The organism is Synechococcus sp. H55.2 (assembly GCF_047462495.1).
Classification (GTDB): Bacteria; Cyanobacteriota; Cyanobacteriia; order Thermostichales; family Thermostichaceae; genus Thermostichus.
Genome location: NZ_JANSJH010000039.1, coordinates 1 through 20,449, shown reverse-complemented (window position 1 = coordinate 20,449; position 20,449 = coordinate 1). Strand labels below are relative to the sequence as shown.

The following is a 20,449-nucleotide window of genomic DNA, read 5'->3' as shown; positions in this document are numbered from 1 at the left end:
TCTACCAAAATCACCGGAATGGAGCTGGTCTCCAACACTGCTTGGGAAGTGGATCCCACCAACACTTGCTCCCAGGGGCGGTGGCCCCGCTTGCCCATGACTATGTCGGTAACCTGCCGCTCCTGGGCCACATCCACGATGGTCTCCGCCAGGGGGCCAGAAGCCAGGCAAAATTCGTGGCGAATATCCGCCAAAAGACGCTGGGCAAGCTGCCGCAACGCTTCCACCCCCTTCCCCTGGGGCTCATCGGTAACATGGAGCACAATCACTTCCCCATCCACCCGCCGCGCCAGATCCGCTGCCTTGCGCAGCACCGCCTCAGCCAAGGGAGAGGTATCCACAGCGGCCAAGAAGCTCACCTTACCCTGGCTGCCCACCTTGGTGGGATCCACTTCTCCCTTTTCCAATAGGCGAGGGGCAAAAACCTGGGTTAGCCAGGCCCCTAGGGGTGCTGTGGTCAAAATCGACAGGGCCGCTAGGGCGAGGATTGTCTCCCCGCCGGGGATCCCCTGGGCTAAGGGGATGCCGCCGATGGCCGCCTGCACCGTGGCTTTGGCCATGTTGCCCGGCAGCAAAAAGAGCCGCTCCCGCCAGTTCCAGTTGCTCCCCAGGGTGGAAAGCCACCAGCCCAGGCCTCGGCCCAACAGCAGGCTCAGGGTCAAAAGCAGCAAACCGGGCAAGAGCAGGGATCCCAGTACCTGCAGATCCAAAGAGGCCCCCAGCAGGACAAACAGCACGATCTCCGCCACCGTCCAGAGGGCGTCGAACCCAAGCCGCAGCCGCCGCGCCAGCGGCCCATCCAGTTGGACGAGGAAAAACCCTAGGGCCATCACCGCCAGGTAGCCGGAAAAATAGGGCCACACCTGCGACGCCAGCACCAAGCCCAGCGCCAGGCAGGCCGCCAGCAGCACCTCTTGCGTGCTGTTGCGAGTCCAGTTCTGCTGTACCAAGAGGGCCACCAAAACCCGCGCCCCCAGGTAGCCCACCGCCACCCCCAGCAGGATCTCCATCCCCACCTGGAACGGCAGCCACTGCAGGCGAAGGCTCTGGGCAGATCCCTGCCCCAAAAAGCTCAGCAACAGGCTAAAGCCCAGCAACAGCAGCACATCGGAAAGGGCGCTGCCGGTCAAAATGGCGTCCGGGATCCCTTTGGTCACCCCCCAGCCCAGGCTCTTGAGGCGCAGCATCCCTGGCACAATCACCGCCGGCGACTCCGCCCCGAGCACGCAGCCCAAAAGCAGCCCCGTCCCCCAGTCCAGCCCCAGGATCCAGCGGCTCAAGAGCGCCACTGCCACCGCCTCACAGGCTGCCGGCAAAAACCCCAGCCGCAGGGCCACGGATCCCTGCTGGGCCAGCTTTTCCCAATCCAGCCCCAGGCCCGCCCTCATGAGGATGATCGTGACGGCCACTAGGCGCAGATCCCCGGCTGCCGCCAACAGCTCTGGGGACAAGACCTCTTGCAACAGGATCCCGACCAGAATCATCCCCACTAGTGGCGGCATCCCCAGCCGGCCCCCAATCTGGCCGACAAAAAAGCCCATCCCTAAGATCCACAGCCAACTGCCCAGCATCAACAAAACCTCTCTCTTTGCCGTCCGGATGGTGAAGGGCAGCCCAGAGGGAAGTAGAGCCTTGGGGGCTGTGGGGTGGTAACCCAAGATCAAAGACTCCCACCCCCTGGATCTGCCCAGAAGAGTAGGAGTCATCAGCCTCAGCCTTGGATTTAGAGAATTCTTAGAACCTGCCTGAGGCGGTTACGGTGAACCCCATCACCGGTTGCCGGAGCAAGCTGACCGACAACTCACTCACGTTGACCCATAGGGTATCACGCCCCATCTTCCACCGCAACCAAGCGATAGGAGTGATGGGGACGGCCAATGGAGCCATAGAAATCGCTGCAGACATTGTGGGTAAAGCGATCGCTGAGGCCGCGGGTAACCTGCTGCACCACCTGGCTGCCCACTCTCTGAACCAACTTGCGCGGCAGAACTTGCAAAAACTTGGGCAAATGCAGCCGGATATCGAGATGAAGATCCCAGTGGACGCGGGTAGTGGCAGGGGATCCCGGTAGCTCCTCCAGCCGGAAACTGGCCTGGCAATCTACCCGATAGGGCAGGGCGGCCTCCCCCGGCAGCTCAGTCGAAGTCAGCCGAAACAGGTAATCTTCCTCCGGCCAGATCTTCACCCCAAAGCAGGGCTCCAGCTCAAACCCCAGCCCACCCATGCGGAAAAACTGCAGCTTGTAGGTGTCGGCAGAGAGGGGCTCCACCTGCAATGGCCGGAAGCAGCGCTGGATCCACTGGCCATGGCCGCGCAGGTAACGGGCCAAAGTCTCCCAATCGGTCTCCAGATCCACTTGGCCCCGTCGCCCAGCCTGCACATCCAAGTGAACCTTGGCTGTCGGTTGATCTAAAGATGGGGGGTGATCCATCTCCGCCAAAAGCGGCTCCCCCTTCTCGGACAGAGCCCCTTCACCGAGGGGAACGACGGGCTTGGAGTTGGCGATAGACATCCCGAATATCCACCTGATAGTGAGCAAGAGCCACGAGGCAGTGGTACCAGAGATCCGCCACCTCGCGGGCCAGGGCGGTCTTGTCCCCCTCTTTTGCCGCCATCACCACTTCAGCCGTCTCCTCGCCGAGTTTTTTCAGGATGGCGTTGTCTCCCTTGGCCAGCAGGCTGCTGGTGTAGGAATCGGGACGGGGATCCGCCTGGCGGGCCTTGATCACGGCAAACACCTGCGACAGGGTATCGGCGGCCGGGATGGGATCCCCTTCCTTCTCTGGGAGGGTGCGGAAGAAGCAGCTCCGCGCTCCTGTGTGGCAGGCCGCATCTCCCACCTGCTCCGCCAAAATGACCAGCGCGTCGCTGTCGCAGTCGTAGCGGATTTGTTTGACCCACTGCACATGGCCAGAAGTTTCCCCCTTGGGCCAGAGCGACTGGCGGGAGCGGCTCCAGAACCAGGTGCGGCCTGTCTCCAGCGTTTTCTGCAGCGATTCCCGGTTCATCCAGGCCATCATCAGCACCGTCCCGTCCAGGTAGTCCTGCACAATGGCCGGGATCAAACCCTGTTCGTTGTAGCGGAGGCTGTCCAGATGAGCGATCCCCTCCGGCAGAAGAGCGCGGGGCGGATCCGCTGAAGGAATGGAGTCCGAGGCAGCAATCATAGAGGGCAGGAATCCAAAGAGAGCATAAAAAGCAAGATAGCAAAGCCAGCTCTCCCCAGGGTACCTCCTCCTGCCCAGCCCGGCTTTTGTTGCCGCTAGGGGGATCTTAATCTGGGCTTAACCTGGTTTTAGTTGTGACTTAAAGTCAAGCTGCTAAGTTTGATACCGAGCTTTCACGCGCCGAGGGAGAGCAATGCGCATCCGGGTAGAAAACCTCTGGGTCACCTTTAAAAACAAAGTTGCCCTAAGAGGGGTTTGTCTCGACCTGTTTGGCGATGGAGCCCAGGTTGTGGCCCTGATTGGCCCCTCTGGCGCTGGGAAGTCCACCCTCCTTAAGCTCCTGAAGGGAATGGTTAGGCCCAGCGTTGGAAAAGTCTGGGTTGGCTCTTTCCCCCTCCACGAAGGCGGAGGAGAGGGTCTACAGCAGGTGCGCAAGCGCACGGGCATGATCTACCAGACTTTTCAGCTCATTGGCCGCCTGACTGTCTTGGAGAACGTCCTGATTGGGCGCCTGCCCCACCTGAATCTTACCCAGGGCTTGCTGCGGCAGTTCTCGGAGCAAGATCTGGCCCAAGCAGAAAGGCTACTGGAGGAGGTGGGGCTTCTCGAGCACGCCTGGCAGAGGGCCGATGCTCTTTCGGGGGGACAGCAGCAGCGGGTGGGCATTGCTCGCGCCTTGATCCAAGAGCCGGCGCTGATCCTGGCAGATGAACCCATCTCGGCTTTGGATCCCAAAAATGCGCAGGTGATCATGGATTTACTGCTGGGAATGGTTTGTCGGCAAGGCATCCCGCTCCTAGTGACCCTGCATCACCTGGAGATGGTGCGCCATTACGCCAACCGAGTTGTTGCCTTCAAGGATGGGCAGGTTTTCTTTGATGGGCCAGTCTCGGCTCTCACCCCTGAAAAAGAGAAGGATCTCTACTTCGGGGAGGAGGAAGCCTCTCAAACCCTCGGAGGGTTGCCCTCAGCCTTGACGGCTTGAGGACAGGTAAGCTCAAACTCAACTTCAATCAATTTCAATTTCAAGTCAGCTGCAGAGGAGAATACTCATGCGGAGAAGGAAGGTTTTGGCTCTAGCGGCTTTCCTATTGGGCTTTGCCAGTTGGGTGCCGGTGTTGGCGCAGAAGCAGAACTGGCCCGAGGAGCTGGTCATTGCTGAAGTGCCGGTGGAGAGTGCTGCTGATTACGAAGCCCGCTATGCGCCTTTCCTGAACTACCTCAAAGAGAGATTGGGCATCCCGGTGCGTTTGTTCGTGGCTGGTGACTACACGGCTGTGATGCTCTCCCAGGCGGAAGGGAAGACCCACGTTGCTTTTTATGGGCCCGCCTCTTACGTCGATGCGATTGAAAAAGCCAATGCCCCCATCGAAGCCTTTGTGAAGGAAGATTCTGTTCGCTCGGGCACTGTTTACCACTCTCTGATGATTTCCAAGAAGGGCAGTGGCATTACAACTCTAGAAGCTGCCAAGGGCAAAGATTTTGCTTTCGTTGACCCGGAGAGCACTTCTGGTTTCAAGGTGCCCATGGCTTACTTCTGTCTAGAGGCCAAGATCAAGCCCAAGGAGTACTTTAAACAAGTTGCCTTTGCCGGCAACCATGAGTCGGTTATCCTGGGAGTCTCTCAGGGAACCATTCCCGTGGGGGTGACTTGGGATACCGGGATCAGCATTGCCACCAAGAAGGGCCAAATTAAGGGTTTGGAAGATTTTGAGGTGATCTGGAAGTCCGATCCGATCCCTTCCTCTCCCTGGGCCTACCGCAAAGACCTGCCGGAAGACCTCAAAGAAGCCATCCGCACGGCCTACCTAGAGTACGAGAACACACCGGAAGGCAAGCAATGGCTAGAAGCTCGCGGTCTCAAGGGTTTTGAGCCGGCCAGCGACAAGGATTACGATCCCTTCCGCAAGGTTAACAATGCTCTTAAGCAACCTGAGTGCCAACTCTAAGAAACTGCCCCCCTTACCGGCAGAGCTCAAACGGAGAGATCGCCTCGGTGTTCTCCTAGTTGGGATGATCCTTCTGGCTCTCCTGCTGACGGCGGTGCCGGCTGAGATCTCACCAGTCAAGTTGCTGGCTGGGTTGGGGAGGAGTGCTGTCTTTGTCGCTCGCTTCTTTCCGCCCAGCCTGCACTTTCTGCCAGCTTTTCTTTACTCTTTGCTCCAGACCCTGATCATGGCTTTCTGGGGCACTTTTCTGGCCACCTTCTTTGTGCTTCCCTTGGCCTTCCTGGGATCCAAGAATGTCATCCGCTCTCCTGTGGTCTATCTGGCTGTCCGCGGGCTGATGGATATCCTCAGGGGACTCAACGAGCTGGTTTTGGCCCTGGTTTTTGTGGCTGCCATTGGCTTGGGGCCTCTCCCAGGGATCATGGCGTTGACGCTGCACACGGCTGGAGTGGCAGGCAAGTTGCTCTCCGAGGCCATTGAGACGGTGGATATGGGGCAGGTGGAGGCCGTGAGGGCTACGGGCTCCCATCCTCTGCTGGTTCTTGTCTATGGCTTTTGGCCGCAGGTGGCCCCAGCTTTCTACTCGGTGACGCTCTACCTGTTTGAGGTCAATGTGCGCTCGGCAACAGTCTTGGGCTTGGTGGGAGCTGGTGGCATCGGCTTCGATCTGATGCAGACGGTGCGGGCCTTCCGCTTTCAGGACGCCGCCACCATCATTTTGCTCATCCTGCTAACCGTGTTTACAATCGACAAGGTCTCGGCGCGAATTCGCCAATCCCTGGTATAGGAGGTGAGGGTGCAGGCTCTTGAAATCCTGGAGCTGCTGCAGGAGGCTCCCGAAAAGACAGTTGTGGCTCTGGCGCGGGAGGTACGGCCCGCTCTGGGAGCTAGCCAGAAGCTGAAGGAAGGAGCGGGCCTGCTGTTGCTCCCCTTCCAGGACTCGCGCAGCGGTACGCCGTTTTATCTGGGAGAAGTCTTGGTTTACGAGGTTTGGCTGCGCTTCCCCCGAAAGGGAGTGGAAGGCTATGGAATAGTGCTGGGGGAACGGCCGCGCCTGGCCCGCTCCCTGGCTTACCTGGATGCCGCGTTGCAGGCGGGGATTGCTGAAGATCGGATCCAGGCCTTGGCCCTGGAAGCTCAGGAACATCTCCAGGAGAAGGATGAGCGCCTCTGGCGCAAGGTGGCCACCACGCGCTTGGAGGTGGAGACGCTATGAGCGTGCCCATGCCCGCAGCCGAACGGCAAAGCCAACAGGTCTTCCGAACCTTGGTGATGGCGCTGAGCTACCCTGGCCGGCTTTGGCGCTTGCCAGCTCACTCGCTGCGCCAAGCCTTCCGCCTCATTGGAACTACCCTGGTGGATGGGAATGTGGGGGTTTGGGCGCCAGACTGGCTGCTCTTAGATCTGCGCGGTCAGGCTCCCCGGCCTGTGGCCTTGGAGGCGGCGGACTTCGTCTTTGCCGAGCGGCTGGCGGATTTGCCTGCCGGTTGGGAAACCCTCTCGCTTCTCAAGAGGGGCACCTACCTGGAGCCGGAGAGCGGGGCAACTCTCATCCTGGGAACTGGCTGGGGCCAGGGATCCCCTCTTGTCTTCAGGGGCCCCGGCATTGCTGGGGAGGTGTGCTTGGCTGTGGATTTGCCCCCTGCTTTTTGGCGGCTGCGCTCCCAGATCTCGGCCTACCCTTTGGGAGTGGACATCTTGCTTACCGACGGGCAGCATGTAGTAGGCATACCGCGAAGTGTGGAGGTGGGTTGATGGGCTACGTGGTGGCGCGGGGCAGTCAGGAGGCCATTCTCAATGCCGAAGCCCTTTTTCGCGAATTGTTGCCGAGGGGGGCAGGTCAGTCGAGTAAGGGCCTGGCCAGCTACTTGCCCTATCTTTTGGATCAGGTGATGGCGGAAGCTGGCCTCTGGGCTCCAGAGCTGGCTGCTGAGGCCTTGGCCCAGACAGGGGGCGATCTCTACGAAGCGCTGCTGCTTTTGCGAGCTCATCGAACTACCCTTCCTCGCCTGGGCAAAGCGCAGCTTCAGAAAAAAGAAGATTTGCTCCTGGTGCGACGGCTTTCTTCAGCCTTCAAGAGCATTCCCGGCGGCCAAGTCCTCGGCCCCACCCTCGACTACAGCCTGCGTCTGCTGGGTTTTTCCGGAACCCAAGGGGTGGAGCCAGAGACCACGGCTGCTCCCCAGCGCTACCCTTCGGTGCGAACCTGGCTAAAAGAGCAAGGCCTGCTGGAAGAAGATCCAGTGGCAGAGAAAGACTTAGAGGAAGAGATCCCGGATCTAACGCGGCAGCCGCTGCTGTTTCCGGCGCCAAGAGCCCATCGCCTGCAAGCTTTGGCGCGAGGGGACACCGGAGGACTCCTGGCCCTCGCCTACAGCGCCATGCGGGCCTACAACGTCCACACCCACCCAACAGTGGCGGAGTTGGGGGTGGGCTATCTCGAGGTGCGGGCTATCCACCCGGTGCGGGGAGGCAGCTTTCGCCTGGGGCGGATCCGCTTGGCCTTTGCAGAAGTCGTCGGGCATGGGGAGAAGGGATACCGCTTAGGCTTTGCTGCCAGCTTGGGCTGGAACGAGGGGCGGGTTATCGCGGGCGCAATGTTGGATTTGGAGATGGATCGCCCCACCCATCCGGCCCGCAGCGAGGAGTTTGTTCTGGTACACACGGATCCCGTGGAGGCTTCGGGCTTTGCCCTGCACTACAAACTGCCTCACTATGTAACGTTCTTCAGCAATTGGATGAGCCATCAGGAGGCTGCTCTTGAACCCTAAGCATAGCTACGCCTACTTGGATCCTGAAGCCAAGCGAGAAATTCGGCGCAAGGTTCTCAAGGCTTTGGCCATACCGGCATATCAAGTTCCCTTTGCCAGCCGAGAGATGCCCCTGGCCCGCGGCTGGGGCACGGGCGGCCTGCAGCTTACCCTCAGCCTCGTGGGGCCGGAAGATGTGGTGAAGGTCATCGACCAAGGAGCGGATGACTCGGTTAATGCTGCCAACTTGCGCCGCTTCATTGCCCACGTCAGCGGAGCTCGAACCACCACCGATGCTTTGGAAGCAACCCTCATCCAAAGCCGTCACCGCATCCCGGAGGAGCGACTGCAAGAAGGACAAATCTTGATCCTGCAAGTCCCGATCCCTGAACCCCTGCGCTACGTGGAGCCTTCCGATGCCAAGGCGCGGGAGCTGCATGCCCTGGGGGACTACAGCCTGCTTTGGGTGGACCTGTTTGAAGAACACTTGCACTACGGCCACAGCCGCAAGGGAGCAGCCTATCCCGTTCTGGTGCACGGCCGCTATGTGATGGATCCCAGTCCCCTGCCCCGCTGGGATCTGCCCAAGCTGCACCAGGCAGCCCACATCACGCTCTTTGGCGCCGGTCGGGAAAAGCGGATCTACGCTGTCCCCCCTTACACGCAGGTAGAACCTCTGGCCTTTGTGGATCGACCCTTCCAGCCGGAACCCATTGTGGGATCCTGCCGCCGCACGGGTTGCCGCCACGTCTTTCTCAACGCCATTCCCCAGGAGGATGGCAGCTTGGCCTACGAGATCTCCGACCAGGGCTATATGGAAAAACTCCTAGCTGGCAAAGAAAGTGGGCCTTTATTTGGGGAGAAGCAGCATGGTTGAAGAAAGGCCTTTGCTGGAACTGGTCAAGGTTTGGAAAGCCTACGGGGATCGCTGGGCCCTCAAGAACGTCAGCCTCAAGCTCTATCCCCAGGAGGTGCTGGGGGTGGTGGGGGCTTCTGGCAGCGGCAAGAGCACCCTTTTGAGAATTCTCTATCTCCAGGAGATGGCGCAAGGGGAATACTGGCTCAACATCCCCGGCTGGGAGGGGTGTAATCTGCTGTCGCTTTCTCCCTACGAGCGACCTGCGGCGCGGCGCCACTTGGCCATGGTTTATCAAGAAGCTGCCCAGGCCCTGCGCATGGGCTTTGCCGCCCTAACCAATGTTGCTGAGCCCCTTGTGCTCAAGGGGGAACGACGATTTGGGGTTTTGCAAAAGGAAGCGCAGGCAGCTTTGGAGAGGGCAGACTTCCCCCTGGAGCGGGCTGGGGATCCGCCTACTTTCCTTTCGGGAGGGGAGCGGCAGCGGGTGCAGATTGCCAAAGCCTTGGCTCAAGAGCCAACGGCCATCCTCTTGGACGAGCCAACGACTGGCTTAGATTTGCTGGTGCAGGCAACCTTCTTGGACACCCTACGCCGCCTCAAGCGGCAGTTGGGGATGAGTCTGATTTTGGTTAGCCACGATCTCTCGGTGGTACGGGCATTGGCGGATCGCATTGTGGTTTTGCACCAAGGAGAGGTGGTAGAAGAAGGCCTCGCCGACCAAGTGCTGGAGGATCCCCGCCACCCCTTTACTCAGGATTTGGTTGCCGCAAGGCTGTAGAGAGATGCTGCAAGTTATCGATTTGGAAAAGCGGTTTTTCCTGCACCGGCTGGGACGGGAGGTTCTGGCTTTCAGACAGGTGAGCTTCTCCCTACAAGCAGGGGAGTTGCTGCTCCTAGAGGGCCCCAATGGCGCCGGCAAGTCTTCCCTGTTGCGGACGCTCTATCGCAGCTACTGTCCCACAGGGGGGCAGATCCTTCTGCAGACTCCTCGCGGAAGGGTGGATCTGGCGCGTTTGGGGGATCGCGAGATCTTGTGGATCCGGCGGGAGCACATCGGCTATGTCAGCCAGTTTCTGGATCCCCGACCCCGCACCACCGCCCTGGAGCTGGTGGCGGAGCCGCTGCTGTGGCGAGGTGTAGAAGAAAGCCGAGCACGGCAGCGGGCGGCAGAGCTGCTCCTAGAGCTGAACCTGAAGCCCGAGTTACTGGAGGCTTTCCCCACGGGTTTCTCTGGGGGCGAAAAACAAAAGCTCAACCTGGCCCGCTCGCTCATTCATCCCTATCCCTTGCTGCTGTTGGATGAGCCCACGGCCAGCTTGGATGCAGGGGCCAGGAAAGCTCTGCGGGAGCGCCTTCGCCTTCTGAAGCAGCAGGGAACTGCGCTTGTTGGCGTTTTCCACTCGCCAGAAGACGTGGCGGGCTTGGTGGACAAAACCTACCACCTGGAGGAGAAGCAAGATGTGGCTGTCCGGACTTAAGCTGGTTCTCCCTGACCAAGTGCTCCCGCTGGGATCCCTGCGGCTGGAGGGGGAGTGGATTGCCGAGATTCGAGAAGGGCAGGTGGACGAAGGAATCCCTTTACAGGGGTTAACCCTCGTCCCTGGCGTCATCGATCTCCACGCCGACAGCCTAGAGCCGGAGCTGGAGCCGCGGCCAGGGGTACAGTTGGCTGCCGAGATGGCCCTGGAGGTTTGGGAAAACCGAGCTCTGGCAGCAGGCATGACCACTGCTTTTGTCACCCTGTCCTTTTGGGAGGGCCTGCCCGGTTGGCGCAGCCCGGAGACCGCTTTGGCCCTGGCCGAGCAATTGGTTGCCCTGCGTTCCCATTTGTCGCTGGACTTGCGGATCCATGCCCGCTACGAAGTCTCTCGCCCCTTGGGAGCAGCAGCCGTTCGCCACGCCCTCAGCCAAGGTTGGGTGGATCTCCTTTCGTTTATGGATCACACGCCTGGCCAAGGCCAGTTCCCGACCCTAGAAGACTACGTTCGCTATATGGCCCGTCACCTGGGCCAGCAGCCTGAGGAGGTTGCCGCCAGCCTCAGGAACCCATCCCAGCTAGAAGTTCTCCCTGCCCTTGCCGAGCTGGCCCAGCAGGCAAAAGAGCGGGGAGTCACGCTGGCTTCCCATGACGACGATTCCTCTGACAAGGTTCAGTTGATGGCCAAGCTGGGCGTAAAGATTAGCGAGTTCCCGGTCACGCTGGAGGCCGCTGGCGAAGCCCAACAGTTGGGCTTGCTGGTGGTCATGGGGGCCCCCAACGCCCTTAGGGGATCCTCCCATGTGGGCAATCTCTCCGCCCTGCAAGCCCTGAAGGCGGGATCCCTAGGTGCTCTGGCCACCGACTACTCGCCGGCTGCCGCGCTAAGAGCTGCCTTTGCCCTGGCGGAGAAGCAGGCTTTGGAGTTGCCCCAGGCCATAGCCTTGGTCAGCCGCAACCCCGCCCAGGCCGTTGGCCTCCAGGATCGGGGGGCTCTTTGTCCAGGGCTGAGGGCCGACCTGGTGATCTTGCGGGAGAAGCCCTTCCGGGTTATGGGCGTGTTTGTTGCCGGCAGACCTGTCTTTCTCCGCAATGGCCTAGGTTGGCAGGGAGGGCTGGATCCCCAAGGAGTTGGGTCCAGAGTCGAGGCCCCCTAACTCTACTCTAGAGCCGCTCTCGGCAGCAGCTTCCGGGTCGGCTTGTGCTCCAGAGGCCAAGTTGGCCGCTCCAGACGGGTATCCACCAACACAGAGGCCGGGGCGAGATTAACCCGCTCCAGCAGCCGTTGCAGCAGTTGAGCATCGATGGCGTCCCCGCCGCTGGATGGGGTTGCCGTTCCCGCCACCAGGGGAGTGGGGATCGCTTGCGGGGATCCCGTCTCGCCCAGCCCAGGTTCGGCCAACAGCAACTCTGCCACTGCCTGGGCCACCTCATTGCCATATACCCCATCAGGGCCAGAGGGGAGCAGATCCAGCCGTCCCTGCTGAGCGGCCAGGCGGCTTAAGCCCAGTTGCACCGCCACCACGGCCGGGCCCCGCTCCCCCCGCTTGAGGGTGCGCTGGCCGGCCAGAACGCTGTTCAGGTAGGCTTTGGCTGCATCTTGGTCGCTAGCCGGCAGAAGCTGCACCAGCCCTTCCACCCGATCGGTTGTGGAAGCGGCCCTTTCCTGCGGGCGGGGATCCTCCCTCCACAGACGGGTTAGGTCGTAGAGCAAAATGGCGTGGGGGACAGGGCGGCTGGGCTGGTTGGGGCCGGCATGGCCGGTGGCGAGGATCTCCCCTTGGTAGACCAGTGAGGTGCTGAAGCCAGAGTCCAGCAGCACCGCCTCACGGATCCCGATTTTGGGCAATAGGCTGGCCAGGATGGCGGCGTTGACGTGGGTTTTGGTAACCCCGATCACCACCTGATCCTGGTTGTCTACGCCAAAAAAGGCGCGGGGGCGAAACTCGGCGGCGCTGGAGAGGCGAAACGAGTCGATCTCCCTCGGAGAGAGGGCGCGGCCATCCTTAACCAGCCACAAGCCCGCCACAAACAGATCCGTGACATCCGGCATGAGCTGGCGAAGGTTGTCGAGCTGGGTCATGGTGTCGGGATCAAAGGGTACAAAGCGCAGCCGATCCCTGCCCAGCAGCACCAGGGGACGACCGCGCACCACCTTGTCGTCTTCGGGGCGACCGGGGATGAAAGTCTTGTGGTTGGCGGCCATCACCGGCCCCACCATGACGTTGCTGGCCGAGTTAATCCAAGGGATGGAGAAGAAGCTGCCGTTAATGCCGGCATCGGCCTGGTAGCGCTGGACTAGGGTTCTTACCTCGTAGCGCCGCTCCGCGTGCACTGTAGCTGCCCGTCCGCCGCGGATGGTTAGCACCCGCACCCTGTCGATCACCTCATCGGTCAGGGTCAAGGGTTGCGTTCCATCCAGCCAGTAGTCGGGGCTGCGGCCAAGGGTGAAGGTGCGGGCGCCGATAATGGCCTCGGTGAGGCGAAACTGGTTAAAGCGGCGCACCTCCAGCAAGTTGGGCGACTGTCCCGTAAAGCCGGGATCCATCGTAAAGGACATCCAGTAACCCGCCTCCGCCAGGTATTGCTTCACCCGCTCGTCCCGATTGCCTTCCGGATAGGCGAAGTAGTGGATGGGGTGGCCCAGCTCCTGCTCCAGCTTGGTCTTGCAGTCCAACACCTCTCGCCGCAGGCGGGCATCGTCCAGCAGCCGCAGGTCGGGGGGATGGTTGACGGTGTGGGCGGCAAAGTCAATCAGCCCGCTGGCATCCATCTCCCGCATCTGATCCCAGGTGAAGTGGTCTTTGCTGGTGGGCACGCCGACAAAGCCGGTCTGCACAAAATAGGTGGCAGGGTAGTTGTACTCCTTCAGCAGCGGGTAGGCGTTCTCGTACAGGCCCAGGTAAGCGTCGTCGAAGGTGAGCAGGATGGCTTTTTCCGGTAAGGGATCCCCGTCCCGCAGGTGTTTGTAGAGTTGGTCGATGTGGATGGGGGTCAGCCCCGCCTGCTTGATGGCCTCAAAGTGCTGCCGCAGCTCCGCCGCTGTGGTGTCAAACCAGACCTCTTTGCGGCCAGCCACCACATCGTGATACATGATGGCGGGCACGTAGGAGAGGCTGGCCAAGGGATCCAACGCAAAAGGATCCCGCTGCAGTTGCGGCTCTTGGGGGAGGGACGGGCGCTGTTGGGCTGCCTTGGCCTGGGCGCGGGGGGCAGGGATCTCGGCCAGAGGCGGCAAGAGCGCCGGCAGGCGGCTGGCCCAGTTGGGATGAGCGGTTGCCCAGGCCACCAGGGCGCCGGTCCCAAATCCCAGCAGGATCACCAGCAAGTTTAGAAAGGGGAGCACCCTAGGTCGAGACTTTGCCGGCGCATGCCGAGAGGAATCGGAAAGGCTTTGTCGTGGAGTGGGCGAGGAGTACGGCTGGGATCCCCTTGTCGATCTGGAGCCTGAATTGCCTTGGGGTATCGACCCTCCCAAGCGCGTCGGATGCTGCCGAGACGTCATGACCTCCTCCCCACTCCCGATGGTGTTATCGGCGCTCAAGCGCAAGAGTTGAGCCCTTGCTGGAATGCCTTTTCCCACCCAAAGCCTACCCCCAGACAAGGGCAAAACCAACGCCAGACTACCACCCCTCTCTTCCGATTGGGGATACCCATGCAATCGCCGCCGGAAAAACAGCAGGGAGCGCCCGTCAAAGCCGCTTGGGCTGAAGGGGCCTGGATCGGCAGCCTTGGAGACAGACCCCAGAGGGGGAGCTGGGCCCTACTCAAGGTTGCTCAACAGATTGGACTCTGTAATGCTGACGATCTTGCCCCCCCTTTGGGTGATGCGCTTCACTTCTTGAGAAAGGCGGCTGAAGGGCACTTTGTACTCGACAACGCTCTTGCGCACGCCCCCTCCCACCAAACCGGACACTTTGAGGGTGAAAATCTTGTCGCTGTTGGGTAGGGACGAGGCCGCCGAGGGGGCGACCTGAGCGGCTGGGGCCGCTTCCGCCTGAGGTGCAGGAGCCGCGCTCTCCCGCTCCAAAAGCAGCCGCCAACTGCGGGGATAGGCGGGAGCCAAACGATAAACCACCTTGTAGGAGCCGGTTACATGGTCATCTTCTGACTCCACCCTCACCACTGTTCCCGCCGGGATATCCAGCTTAGCTCCCTTGGACATGACTTTAATTCCAGGCCAATTGGTGGGCACATCCGTCAGCAGCTCGACTTCAAAGGATTGATCCCCCAACAACAACTTGGCCATGTGAATAACTCCGTTTTGCTCGTTAGCAGGCGGTAGCCGAGGATCTGTGGCCGACCACGGCTTCACCGCTAGATATTTTACCGTTGCGGCTGCATCCCCTGAAGCTTTCCACCGGCATCTGTCATCGAAGGTGGGTTTGTTGTAGATTTGTTAAGGAGACTGGTTAAAAAGTTGTAGTTGTCCCAAAGGTGGAGGGATCCCTATGCTGAGTGTGGCTCTGCCCGATCTGTCGGCAACTTCGGATGAGTTGACGGCTGCCTTGCAGCCGGTGGCCCAGTTTTTTGCCGGCTTCAACCTGCCCCAGCCCATTGTGCAATGGGGACATCCTCTGATGATGGGCATTGTGGTGGTGGTCATGGGCAGCTTCGTCGGCCTGACCGGTTGGCGGGGGCGGGTCTTGCGCCTGGCAGCCGCCTCCACAACGCCAGAGGGATCCCTGCCGGAATCGGCCCAAAAGCCGCTCTTGGATCACCGCAAATTGGCTCCCTGGATGGCCACCTTCATTGCCTTGGGCTACACCGGCGGCCTTCTCTCCTTGGTCATGCAGGGCCAGCCCCTGCTGAGCAGCCCCCATTTTTGGACGGGATCCCTGGTGTTGCTGTTGTTGGCGGCCAATGGCGCTTTGTCTCTCAGCGGCTTTGGGGGCAACCGCGAGGCCCTGCGCACCACCCATGCCTATGTGGGCAGCTTCATCCTGTGTGTGCTACTGGTCCATGCCCTGCTTGGAGTCAAGCTGGGCTTGTCCTTGTAATCTACAGACCTTTGGGGAACTCAGACATCGTGATGCCTGTAAACCCCAGAGTGCTCCGGCCAAACTATGAGGCATAGTAGCCCGTAGCCTTTGGGCTTGTTCCCCCCCAAGCTCGTCAAGTCCTCACTCCCCTTGTTGCTCAAAAGAGAAGGGAAGACTGCGGCTTCCCTCGGTCGCGAAGTGGTGCTTAGCACTCACGCAAGTACGGTCAACCCCAAGGACTCCGTCCCGCTGACGCGGTCGGCACCCTTCGCCGGCCTGTCTACAATGAGTGACATCCTGCAACCCCAAGTTCAAGTTAAAGACTGGGTGGTGGGGAGCCGGTGCTTTTGCTATCCTGGCGCATAAGTTCACCTTTATGGCAGGGAAGGGTCGGCAAACTTTGCCTGACACCGAGTGACAGCACCAGCCGCTATGGGCAAGCTTGGAGGGAGGGTGTGACTTGATGTTTACTTGGCTCTGGACGAAACAATTTTCTCGCTTGAACCAAAGGCTACAAAGCTTGGAGGTAGCCCGCGAGGAAAACCTTCTGTCTCCCGATCTGAGTGCCCAAACTCTGCAGGTGGCCCCCGACTTCTGGGAACGGCAGCACCAGGCCTTTAGCTACGTGGATAAGCAGATGCGAAAGCTCAGCCGTCGCAGCAAGATCTGGGGGGGAATGGCGCTGCTGGCTGTTTTGGCCGATGCGGCTTTGGTGGTGGCAGGTCTGGCAGCGTTTCAGTCTTGGCAGCAGGTACAGGCTGACCGCCACTTAACCCGCATTGCCCACCAGGCTGCCGATCCTGTACAGCGAGCTTTTGATGATCTGGTGGCCCAACTGCCTCAGATGAGCGAGACAGAGCGATATCGTGCCCTAGAGGCGCTGCAGGCTCTCTCGGCCATCTCGATGGCGGGCAGCGGCTACTCCTATGGCAGCTCTTCAGGTATCTCTGTGTATAGCTCGGCTCCCACGGTTGCAGCAACTCCCCTGGAGGCCCAACTGCAAACCATCTACCAGCTGGGGCAAATGCGGGCGGTTGAGGCGGTGCCGGCTTTGCTGACCAAGCTTGCGGATGGAGAACCGGTGGTGCGGGAGGCAGCAGCCCGCGCCCTCGGCCAAATTGGGGATCCGCGCGCTCTGGATCCCTTACACGATCTGCTGGCCTACGAGCCCAACGAGTTGGTTCAGGATGCGGCCATTGCTGCGATTGCGCAACTGCTGCGCTGAAGAGCAGGTCAAGCACGCGCCGATTCGCTAGACCGGTCCCAGTGGGTGTTGAGGCACAGAGGATGAGAAGCGACAAGTTCAGCAGAGGGGCCAAGCTGGTGGGGATCCTGTGCTGGGTATGGGGATCCGCCTTGCCGGTTTGGGCCCAGGATCCGTTTCGCAGCGGGGCCAATGCCCGCCCCATCAGCCCGGAAGTGGCTGCGGCGTTTGAGGAGTTCTTCTGCGCGGGCCGCTACAGCCAGAGCCGAGAGAAGCTGGAAATAGCCAAGAAGTCCTCTCCCGCAGAGCCGATGGTCTATGCCTTGCTGGCGGCGCTGGCCTACCAAGAGGGGGATCTGGATGCTTTTGCCCAGTTGGCCACCCAAACCCGCCAGGTGGCCGCCGAGCTGAAAAAGACGGATCCCTTGCGCGGCAACCTGTATGAGGGGGTGGGCTATGGGTTGGAGGCGGCCAACATCGTGGTGCGGGAGGGGGTGGTGCTCGGCTTGCCCAAGGCATTGCCCACCCTCAACCAATTGTTTGCGTCCATCCGGGCCGCCCAGGCTGTGGACAGCAGCGACCCTGAGTTGAATCTTCTCAACGGCTATATGGATTTGCTGCTGACCTACCGGGAGAAGGCGTTGGATCAATTTCGCCTGGCGGCGCCTGAGTATTTGTCCTACCGCGGCCAAGCTCTGGCCTATCGGGATATGCAGCGCTTTGACGAGGCCTTGGAGGCGGTGGATCGGGCCATTGCTGCTTCCTGCAACAACCCGGAGCTCTACTACCTCAAGGCGCAAATTTTGGTTGCCAAGGGGCAAGACCGGGAGGCTGTCCCCCTTTTCGATCAAGCTCTGCAGGCTTCTGCCCAGTTGCCTAAAGCTTTGGTGTCGCAAATCCAGATGGAACGGGATCGCGCCGCCCAGCGCAGCGGGTTGACCGGCCAGTTGCCTGCCACACCTACCCCTTGATAGATGCCTATGGGCTTGCGCATCAGCGGCAGACGGGCGCTCCAGACTCCCGCAGGTCTTGGCACTCGACCCACCCCTGGGCGGGTGAGGCAAGCCTTGTTCAACATCTTGCGAGGGCAGGTGGAAGGCTGTCGCTGGCTGGATCTCTGCTGTGGGGCCGGTACGGTGGGGGCAGAGGCCCTGTGCCAGGGGGCGGCTTTTGTGGCCGGGATCGAGATCGCCGCCTCTGCCTGTCGCCTTATCCAGGCCAACTGGACCAAGGTGGCCCAGCCGGGGCAAGCTTTTCAGGTGATCCAGGGAGATGCCCGCAAGCTGCTCAGCCGAGGGCTGGGTTTGGAGCCTTTTGATTACGTCTACTTTGCTCCTCCCTACGCGGCGGGTCTGTACGCCCCCCTGCTGCCGCTGATCCCGCCCTTGCTCAAGCCAGGCGGAACTTTGATCGTCGAGCATCGCAGCGGCCAGGAGCTACCCGACCAGATGGGATCCCTGCTGCGCTTTGACCAGCGGGCCTATGGGCAAACGGCGCTGGCTTTCTATCGCAAGCTGGAAGAGCAGCGCTAGGGGAAGGGAGTGCTGACAAAGCCAATCTCCAGAAGCTGCTGGTAGGCCTGGGTGCCCAGCTCCCGGGTTGGAGTCTGGCTCTTGATGACCTGGATCAACCAGCCCACGGCCTCCTCAGGACGTCCGGCAGCCCGATAGACCACGGCCAAATCGTAGGCAGCCTGATCCCGAGCCTGGGCAGCAACGCGGGCCAGCTCCCGCTGCTCTTCGGAGATGCGGTTTTGGATCCCGGCGAAGGCACGGGAGAGATCTTGGTGGTAGTTGGAGCGCTGGTTGTAGGCGTCGAACACCTGTTGCAGAAGCTGGATGGCCTGGTCGTAGTTTTGCGCTTGGATGGCGGCATCGGCTTCGGCGGCCAATTGTTCAGCTCGCAACACACTGAGGGCATTGCTGGGTTGCTCGAGAGCGCGAAACTGCTGCGGGTTGGGAACGAGCTGCTGTCCGGCGGGCAGCTCTTGAGCCGTGGCCCAGAGACTCGAGCCCGCGCCCAGGACAAGGCCGAGCAACAAGCCGAAAGCCAGCCGCGCCCAAGAACGGCGCAGAAGGTTGAGCCCCTGGGCAGCGGCCTCTTGGCGCCGACTTTGGCCGACAACAGCGGGACGTCGTCCGAACATTGGCAGGTAACCCTCAAAACCTCGTTGACCCGTTCCACTCTACCTCACTCTGCGTGGCTCTGCTGCAGCTCAGGGATCCCCTCAGCCAGGGGTTGCCGAGGAGGTGGCTGCGCAGCCTTGGCGGGAGTGGAACTGGGCAGGGATGGGGCGGGTTGAGCCTGAGAGGAGGTCTTTTCCGGCCTCAGCGGCAAGTTCATAATCAGCTCGTACATGCGCAGGTATTCCAGCGCCGAGCGATGCCAACTGAAATCGGTGGCCATGCCCCGCTTTTGCAGCGCCTGCCAGGTGTCTTTGTGCTGAAAGGCCTCCCAAGCCCGCGCCAAGCAGGTGTAGAAGTCCAGGGCTTCGTAGCGATCAAAGCAGTAGCCGGTGCCGGTTCCCTTGCTGGGAATATGATGGCTGACGGTATCCACCAGCCCCCCCGTACGGCGGACGATGGGTACACACCCATAACGCATGGCGATCATCTGGCTGATGCCACAGGGTTCAAAGCGGCTGGGCATCAAAAAGGCATCGGCTCCTCCGTAGATCAACTGGGCCAGTTGCGGCTGGTAACCCTGTTGATAGGCCATTCTGCCCGGGTGCCGCTCGGCCATCTCCCGGATCCGCCCCTCGTAGTAGGCTTCGCCGCTGCCCAGCAAGACAAATTGTGAATCGCTATAGGCCAAAAAGCGATCCAGGGTTTGGATGAGCAAGTCGATCCCTTTCTGTTCCACCAAACGGGCCACCATGCCCAGCAGGAATACGTCAGGGTTGACGGTCAAGCCCAGGCGGGCCTGTAACGCAGCTTTGTTCACCGCCCGACCGCTCAGATCATCAACGCTGAAGTTGGCCTCGAGAGCGGGATCGGTGCGGGGATCGAACTGCTCGGTGTCGATCCCATTCAGGATCCCCCGCAGGCGCTCCCCTTTCCAGGCCAGCAGATCCTGTAGGCCCTCTCCATGCAGAGGGGTGCGGATCTCCATCGCATAGGTGGGCGAAACCGTATTCACCTGGTCGGCATAGAGGATCCCGGCAGCCATGGTGTTGTGGGCGGAAAAATACCAGGGCAGCCAGGTCATGCGTTCCAGTTGCCAACGCCAAGGCCCTTGATAGGCCAGGTTGTGAATGGTGAAGACGGTGCCGATGTCAGGAGCCTGGTGCATCCAGGCCGGGATCATGCCGGTGTGCCAGTCGTGGCAGTGGATAATGTTGGGCCTCCAGGGGTAGTAGGTCCAGGCAAACTCGGCCACGGCATTGGCGAAGAAGGTAAAGCGCCAGAACTCGTCCTCGCCGTAGTAAATGCGGTGGGGGGCAAAACAATAGTGGCTGACCAGGTAGAGGGGCACATCGGTGCCGGGCAAAACGCTTTCGTAAATATCGGCCACCTGGCCCATGACCTGTTTGGACCAGATGGGATCCTTGGAGCGGGGATATTGCTCCGGTTCCGGGCCGAACTTGTCCCAGAGAAACCCGTACAGGGGCATGATGATGCGCACATCCTGCCCCAGCTTGCGCAAAACGACGGGCAGGGATCCCACCACATCCGCCATGCCCCCCACCTTTGCCAGGGGTGCTGCCTCCGCCGCTGCAAACAAAATCCTGGCTTGCACCACAATGCCCTCCCTATCGCGATGACCTTTGTCTTGCTGAGGCGGACGGCTCCCGGCCCAGTTCCCTCGGCCAAAACCCTCCCCATCCTAAAACACAAGGGATCCCTATGCCGGCCAAGCCGGGGCAGAGCCTTATCCTGAGAAGGTGTTGCAATTTATTAATTTTTCGTAAGATAGAAGGACAGTGCCGCTCAGAAATACTATGAGCGCTGCTGCATTGCACTTTATTGGTTTCATCGGTTGTCTTTTTTCTGGAGAAGATCGTCCTATGACCATCGCGGTAGGGCGCGTACGCCAGGAGCGAGGATGGTTCGACATCGTCG

General features: G+C 60.7%; 21 protein-coding genes and 1 riboswitch. Of the genes, 14 read left to right on the top strand and 7 right to left on the bottom strand.

Features of this window, described 5'->3' with window-relative positions; translation table 11 throughout:
* From NW844_RS06580 to hisIE, 3 genes are all read right to left on the bottom strand, one after another.
* Positions 1-1,541, bottom strand: a 1,541-nt coding sequence (locus tag NW844_RS06580; RefSeq protein WP_414334516.1) for a cation:proton antiporter, incomplete at its 3' end; no start/stop codon positions are given.
* 148 nt (positions 1,542-1,689) lie between these two features.
* Positions 1,690-1,783: riboswitch (Fluoride riboswitch) on the bottom strand.
* 42 nt (positions 1,784-1,825) lie between these two features.
* A complete protein-coding gene (locus NW844_RS06575; RefSeq protein ID WP_414334514.1) occupies positions 1,826-2,512 on the bottom strand; it encodes a DUF1997 domain-containing protein in 687 nt (228 codons plus the stop codon).
* On the bottom strand, positions 2,472-3,167 hold the full coding sequence (hisIE, locus tag NW844_RS06570) for a bifunctional phosphoribosyl-AMP cyclohydrolase/phosphoribosyl-ATP diphosphatase HisIE (RefSeq protein ID WP_414334512.1): 696 nt from the start codon (positions 3,165-3,167) through the stop codon (positions 2,472-2,474). The genes NW844_RS06575 and hisIE overlap by 41 nt, the downstream gene beginning before the upstream one ends.
* A 193-nt stretch (positions 3,168-3,360) precedes the next feature.
* Between hisIE and NW844_RS06565 the strand changes: the two genes are divergently transcribed.
* The 10 genes from NW844_RS06565 to NW844_RS06520 all read left to right on the top strand — a co-directional run bounded on the left by NW844_RS06565 (position 3,361) and on the right by NW844_RS06520 (position 11,359).
* Complete coding sequence (locus NW844_RS06565) at positions 3,361-4,152, top strand: phosphonate ABC transporter ATP-binding protein (RefSeq protein ID WP_414334510.1); 792 nt, start codon at positions 3,361-3,363, stop codon at positions 4,150-4,152.
* A 67-nt stretch (positions 4,153-4,219) separates the two neighbouring features.
* Entirely contained in the window at positions 4,220-5,116 is an 897-nt protein-coding gene (phnD, locus tag NW844_RS06560) for a phosphonate ABC transporter substrate-binding protein (RefSeq protein WP_414334509.1), read from the top strand.
* On the top strand, positions 5,085-5,903 hold the full coding sequence (gene phnE / locus NW844_RS06555) for a phosphonate ABC transporter, permease protein PhnE (RefSeq protein WP_414334507.1): 819 nt from the start codon (positions 5,085-5,087) through the stop codon (positions 5,901-5,903). The genes phnD and phnE overlap by 32 nt, the downstream gene beginning before the upstream one ends.
* 9 nt (positions 5,904-5,912) lie before the next feature.
* Entirely contained in the window at positions 5,913-6,332 is a 420-nt protein-coding gene (gene phnG / locus NW844_RS06550; protein ID WP_414334505.1) for a phosphonate C-P lyase system protein PhnG, read from the top strand.
* Positions 6,329-6,871 (top strand): phosphonate C-P lyase system protein PhnH, encoded by a 543-nt coding sequence (phnH, locus tag NW844_RS06545; RefSeq protein ID WP_414334504.1) that lies wholly within the window; start codon positions 6,329-6,331, stop codon positions 6,869-6,871. Before phnG ends, phnH begins: the two co-directional genes overlap by 4 nt.
* On the top strand, positions 6,871-7,887 hold the full coding sequence (locus NW844_RS06540; RefSeq protein WP_414334502.1) for a carbon-phosphorus lyase complex subunit PhnI: 1,017 nt from the start codon (positions 6,871-6,873) through the stop codon (positions 7,885-7,887). The genes phnH and NW844_RS06540 overlap by 1 nt, the downstream gene beginning before the upstream one ends.
* The gene (locus tag NW844_RS06535; protein WP_414334500.1) at positions 7,877-8,743 is read left to right on the top strand and encodes an alpha-D-ribose 1-methylphosphonate 5-phosphate C-P-lyase PhnJ; all 867 of its coding nucleotides are present in this window, start codon (positions 7,877-7,879) and stop codon (positions 8,741-8,743) included. Before NW844_RS06540 ends, NW844_RS06535 begins: the two co-directional genes overlap by 11 nt.
* Positions 8,736-9,503: an ATP-binding cassette domain-containing protein gene (locus NW844_RS06530; RefSeq protein WP_414334499.1), complete on the top strand. Its 768-nt coding sequence runs from the start codon at positions 8,736-8,738 to the stop codon at positions 9,501-9,503. Before NW844_RS06535 ends, NW844_RS06530 begins: the two co-directional genes overlap by 8 nt.
* A 4-nt stretch (positions 9,504-9,507) precedes the next feature.
* Positions 9,508-10,203 carry an ATP-binding cassette domain-containing protein gene (locus NW844_RS06525; RefSeq protein ID WP_414334497.1) on the top strand — a complete coding sequence of 232 codons (696 nt, stop codon included), beginning with the start codon at positions 9,508-9,510 and terminating at the stop codon, positions 10,201-10,203.
* Positions 10,184-11,359 (top strand): alpha-D-ribose 1-methylphosphonate 5-triphosphate diphosphatase, encoded by a 1,176-nt coding sequence (locus tag NW844_RS06520; RefSeq protein WP_414334495.1) that lies wholly within the window; start codon positions 10,184-10,186, stop codon positions 11,357-11,359. The genes NW844_RS06525 and NW844_RS06520 overlap by 20 nt, the downstream gene beginning before the upstream one ends.
* A 2-nt stretch (positions 11,360-11,361) precedes the next feature.
* Here NW844_RS06520 and NW844_RS06515 read toward each other — a convergent pair whose 3' ends face one another.
* Together NW844_RS06515 and NW844_RS06510 are read right to left on the bottom strand one after the other, a co-directional pair.
* Positions 11,362-13,524, bottom strand: a complete 2,163-nt coding sequence (locus NW844_RS06515; RefSeq protein WP_414334520.1) for a polysaccharide deacetylase family protein — start codon at positions 13,522-13,524, stop codon at positions 11,362-11,364.
* A gap of 441 nt (positions 13,525-13,965) precedes the next feature.
* Complete coding sequence (locus tag NW844_RS06510; RefSeq protein ID WP_414334493.1) at positions 13,966-14,451, bottom strand: phycobilisome linker polypeptide; 486 nt, start codon at positions 14,449-14,451, stop codon at positions 13,966-13,968.
* Between the two features lie 202 nt (positions 14,452-14,653).
* Here NW844_RS06510 and NW844_RS06505 point away from each other — a divergent pair, with 202 nt between their 5' ends.
* The 4 genes from NW844_RS06505 to rsmD all read left to right on the top strand — a co-directional run bounded on the left by NW844_RS06505 (position 14,654) and on the right by rsmD (position 17,920).
* Positions 14,654-15,202 (top strand): DUF4079 domain-containing protein, encoded by a 549-nt coding sequence (locus NW844_RS06505; protein ID WP_414334492.1) that lies wholly within the window; start codon positions 14,654-14,656, stop codon positions 15,200-15,202.
* A 445-nt stretch (positions 15,203-15,647) separates the two neighbouring features.
* Complete coding sequence (locus tag NW844_RS06500) at positions 15,648-16,409, top strand: HEAT repeat domain-containing protein (RefSeq protein WP_414334518.1); 762 nt, start codon at positions 15,648-15,650, stop codon at positions 16,407-16,409.
* Positions 16,410-16,471: 62 nt separating this feature from the next.
* On the top strand, positions 16,472-17,359 hold the full coding sequence (locus NW844_RS06495) for a Sll0314/Alr1548 family TPR repeat-containing protein (RefSeq protein ID WP_414334490.1): 888 nt from the start codon (positions 16,472-16,474) through the stop codon (positions 17,357-17,359).
* A gap of 9 nt (positions 17,360-17,368) precedes the next feature.
* Positions 17,369-17,920, top strand: a complete 552-nt coding sequence (gene rsmD / locus NW844_RS06490; RefSeq protein WP_414334488.1) for a 16S rRNA (guanine(966)-N(2))-methyltransferase RsmD — start codon at positions 17,369-17,371, stop codon at positions 17,918-17,920.
* On the opposite strand, the gene NW844_RS06485 is transcribed toward rsmD, so the two are convergent.
* Together NW844_RS06485 and glgA are read right to left on the bottom strand one after the other, a co-directional pair.
* Positions 17,917-18,534 (bottom strand): hypothetical protein, encoded by a 618-nt coding sequence (locus NW844_RS06485; protein WP_414334486.1) that lies wholly within the window; start codon positions 18,532-18,534, stop codon positions 17,917-17,919. The genes rsmD and NW844_RS06485 overlap by 4 nt on opposite strands.
* 44 nt (positions 18,535-18,578) lie before the next feature.
* On the bottom strand, positions 18,579-20,129 hold the full coding sequence (glgA, locus tag NW844_RS06480) for a glycogen synthase GlgA (protein ID WP_414334485.1): 1,551 nt from the start codon (positions 20,127-20,129) through the stop codon (positions 18,579-18,581).
* Positions 20,130-20,449 lie beyond the last annotated feature (320 nt).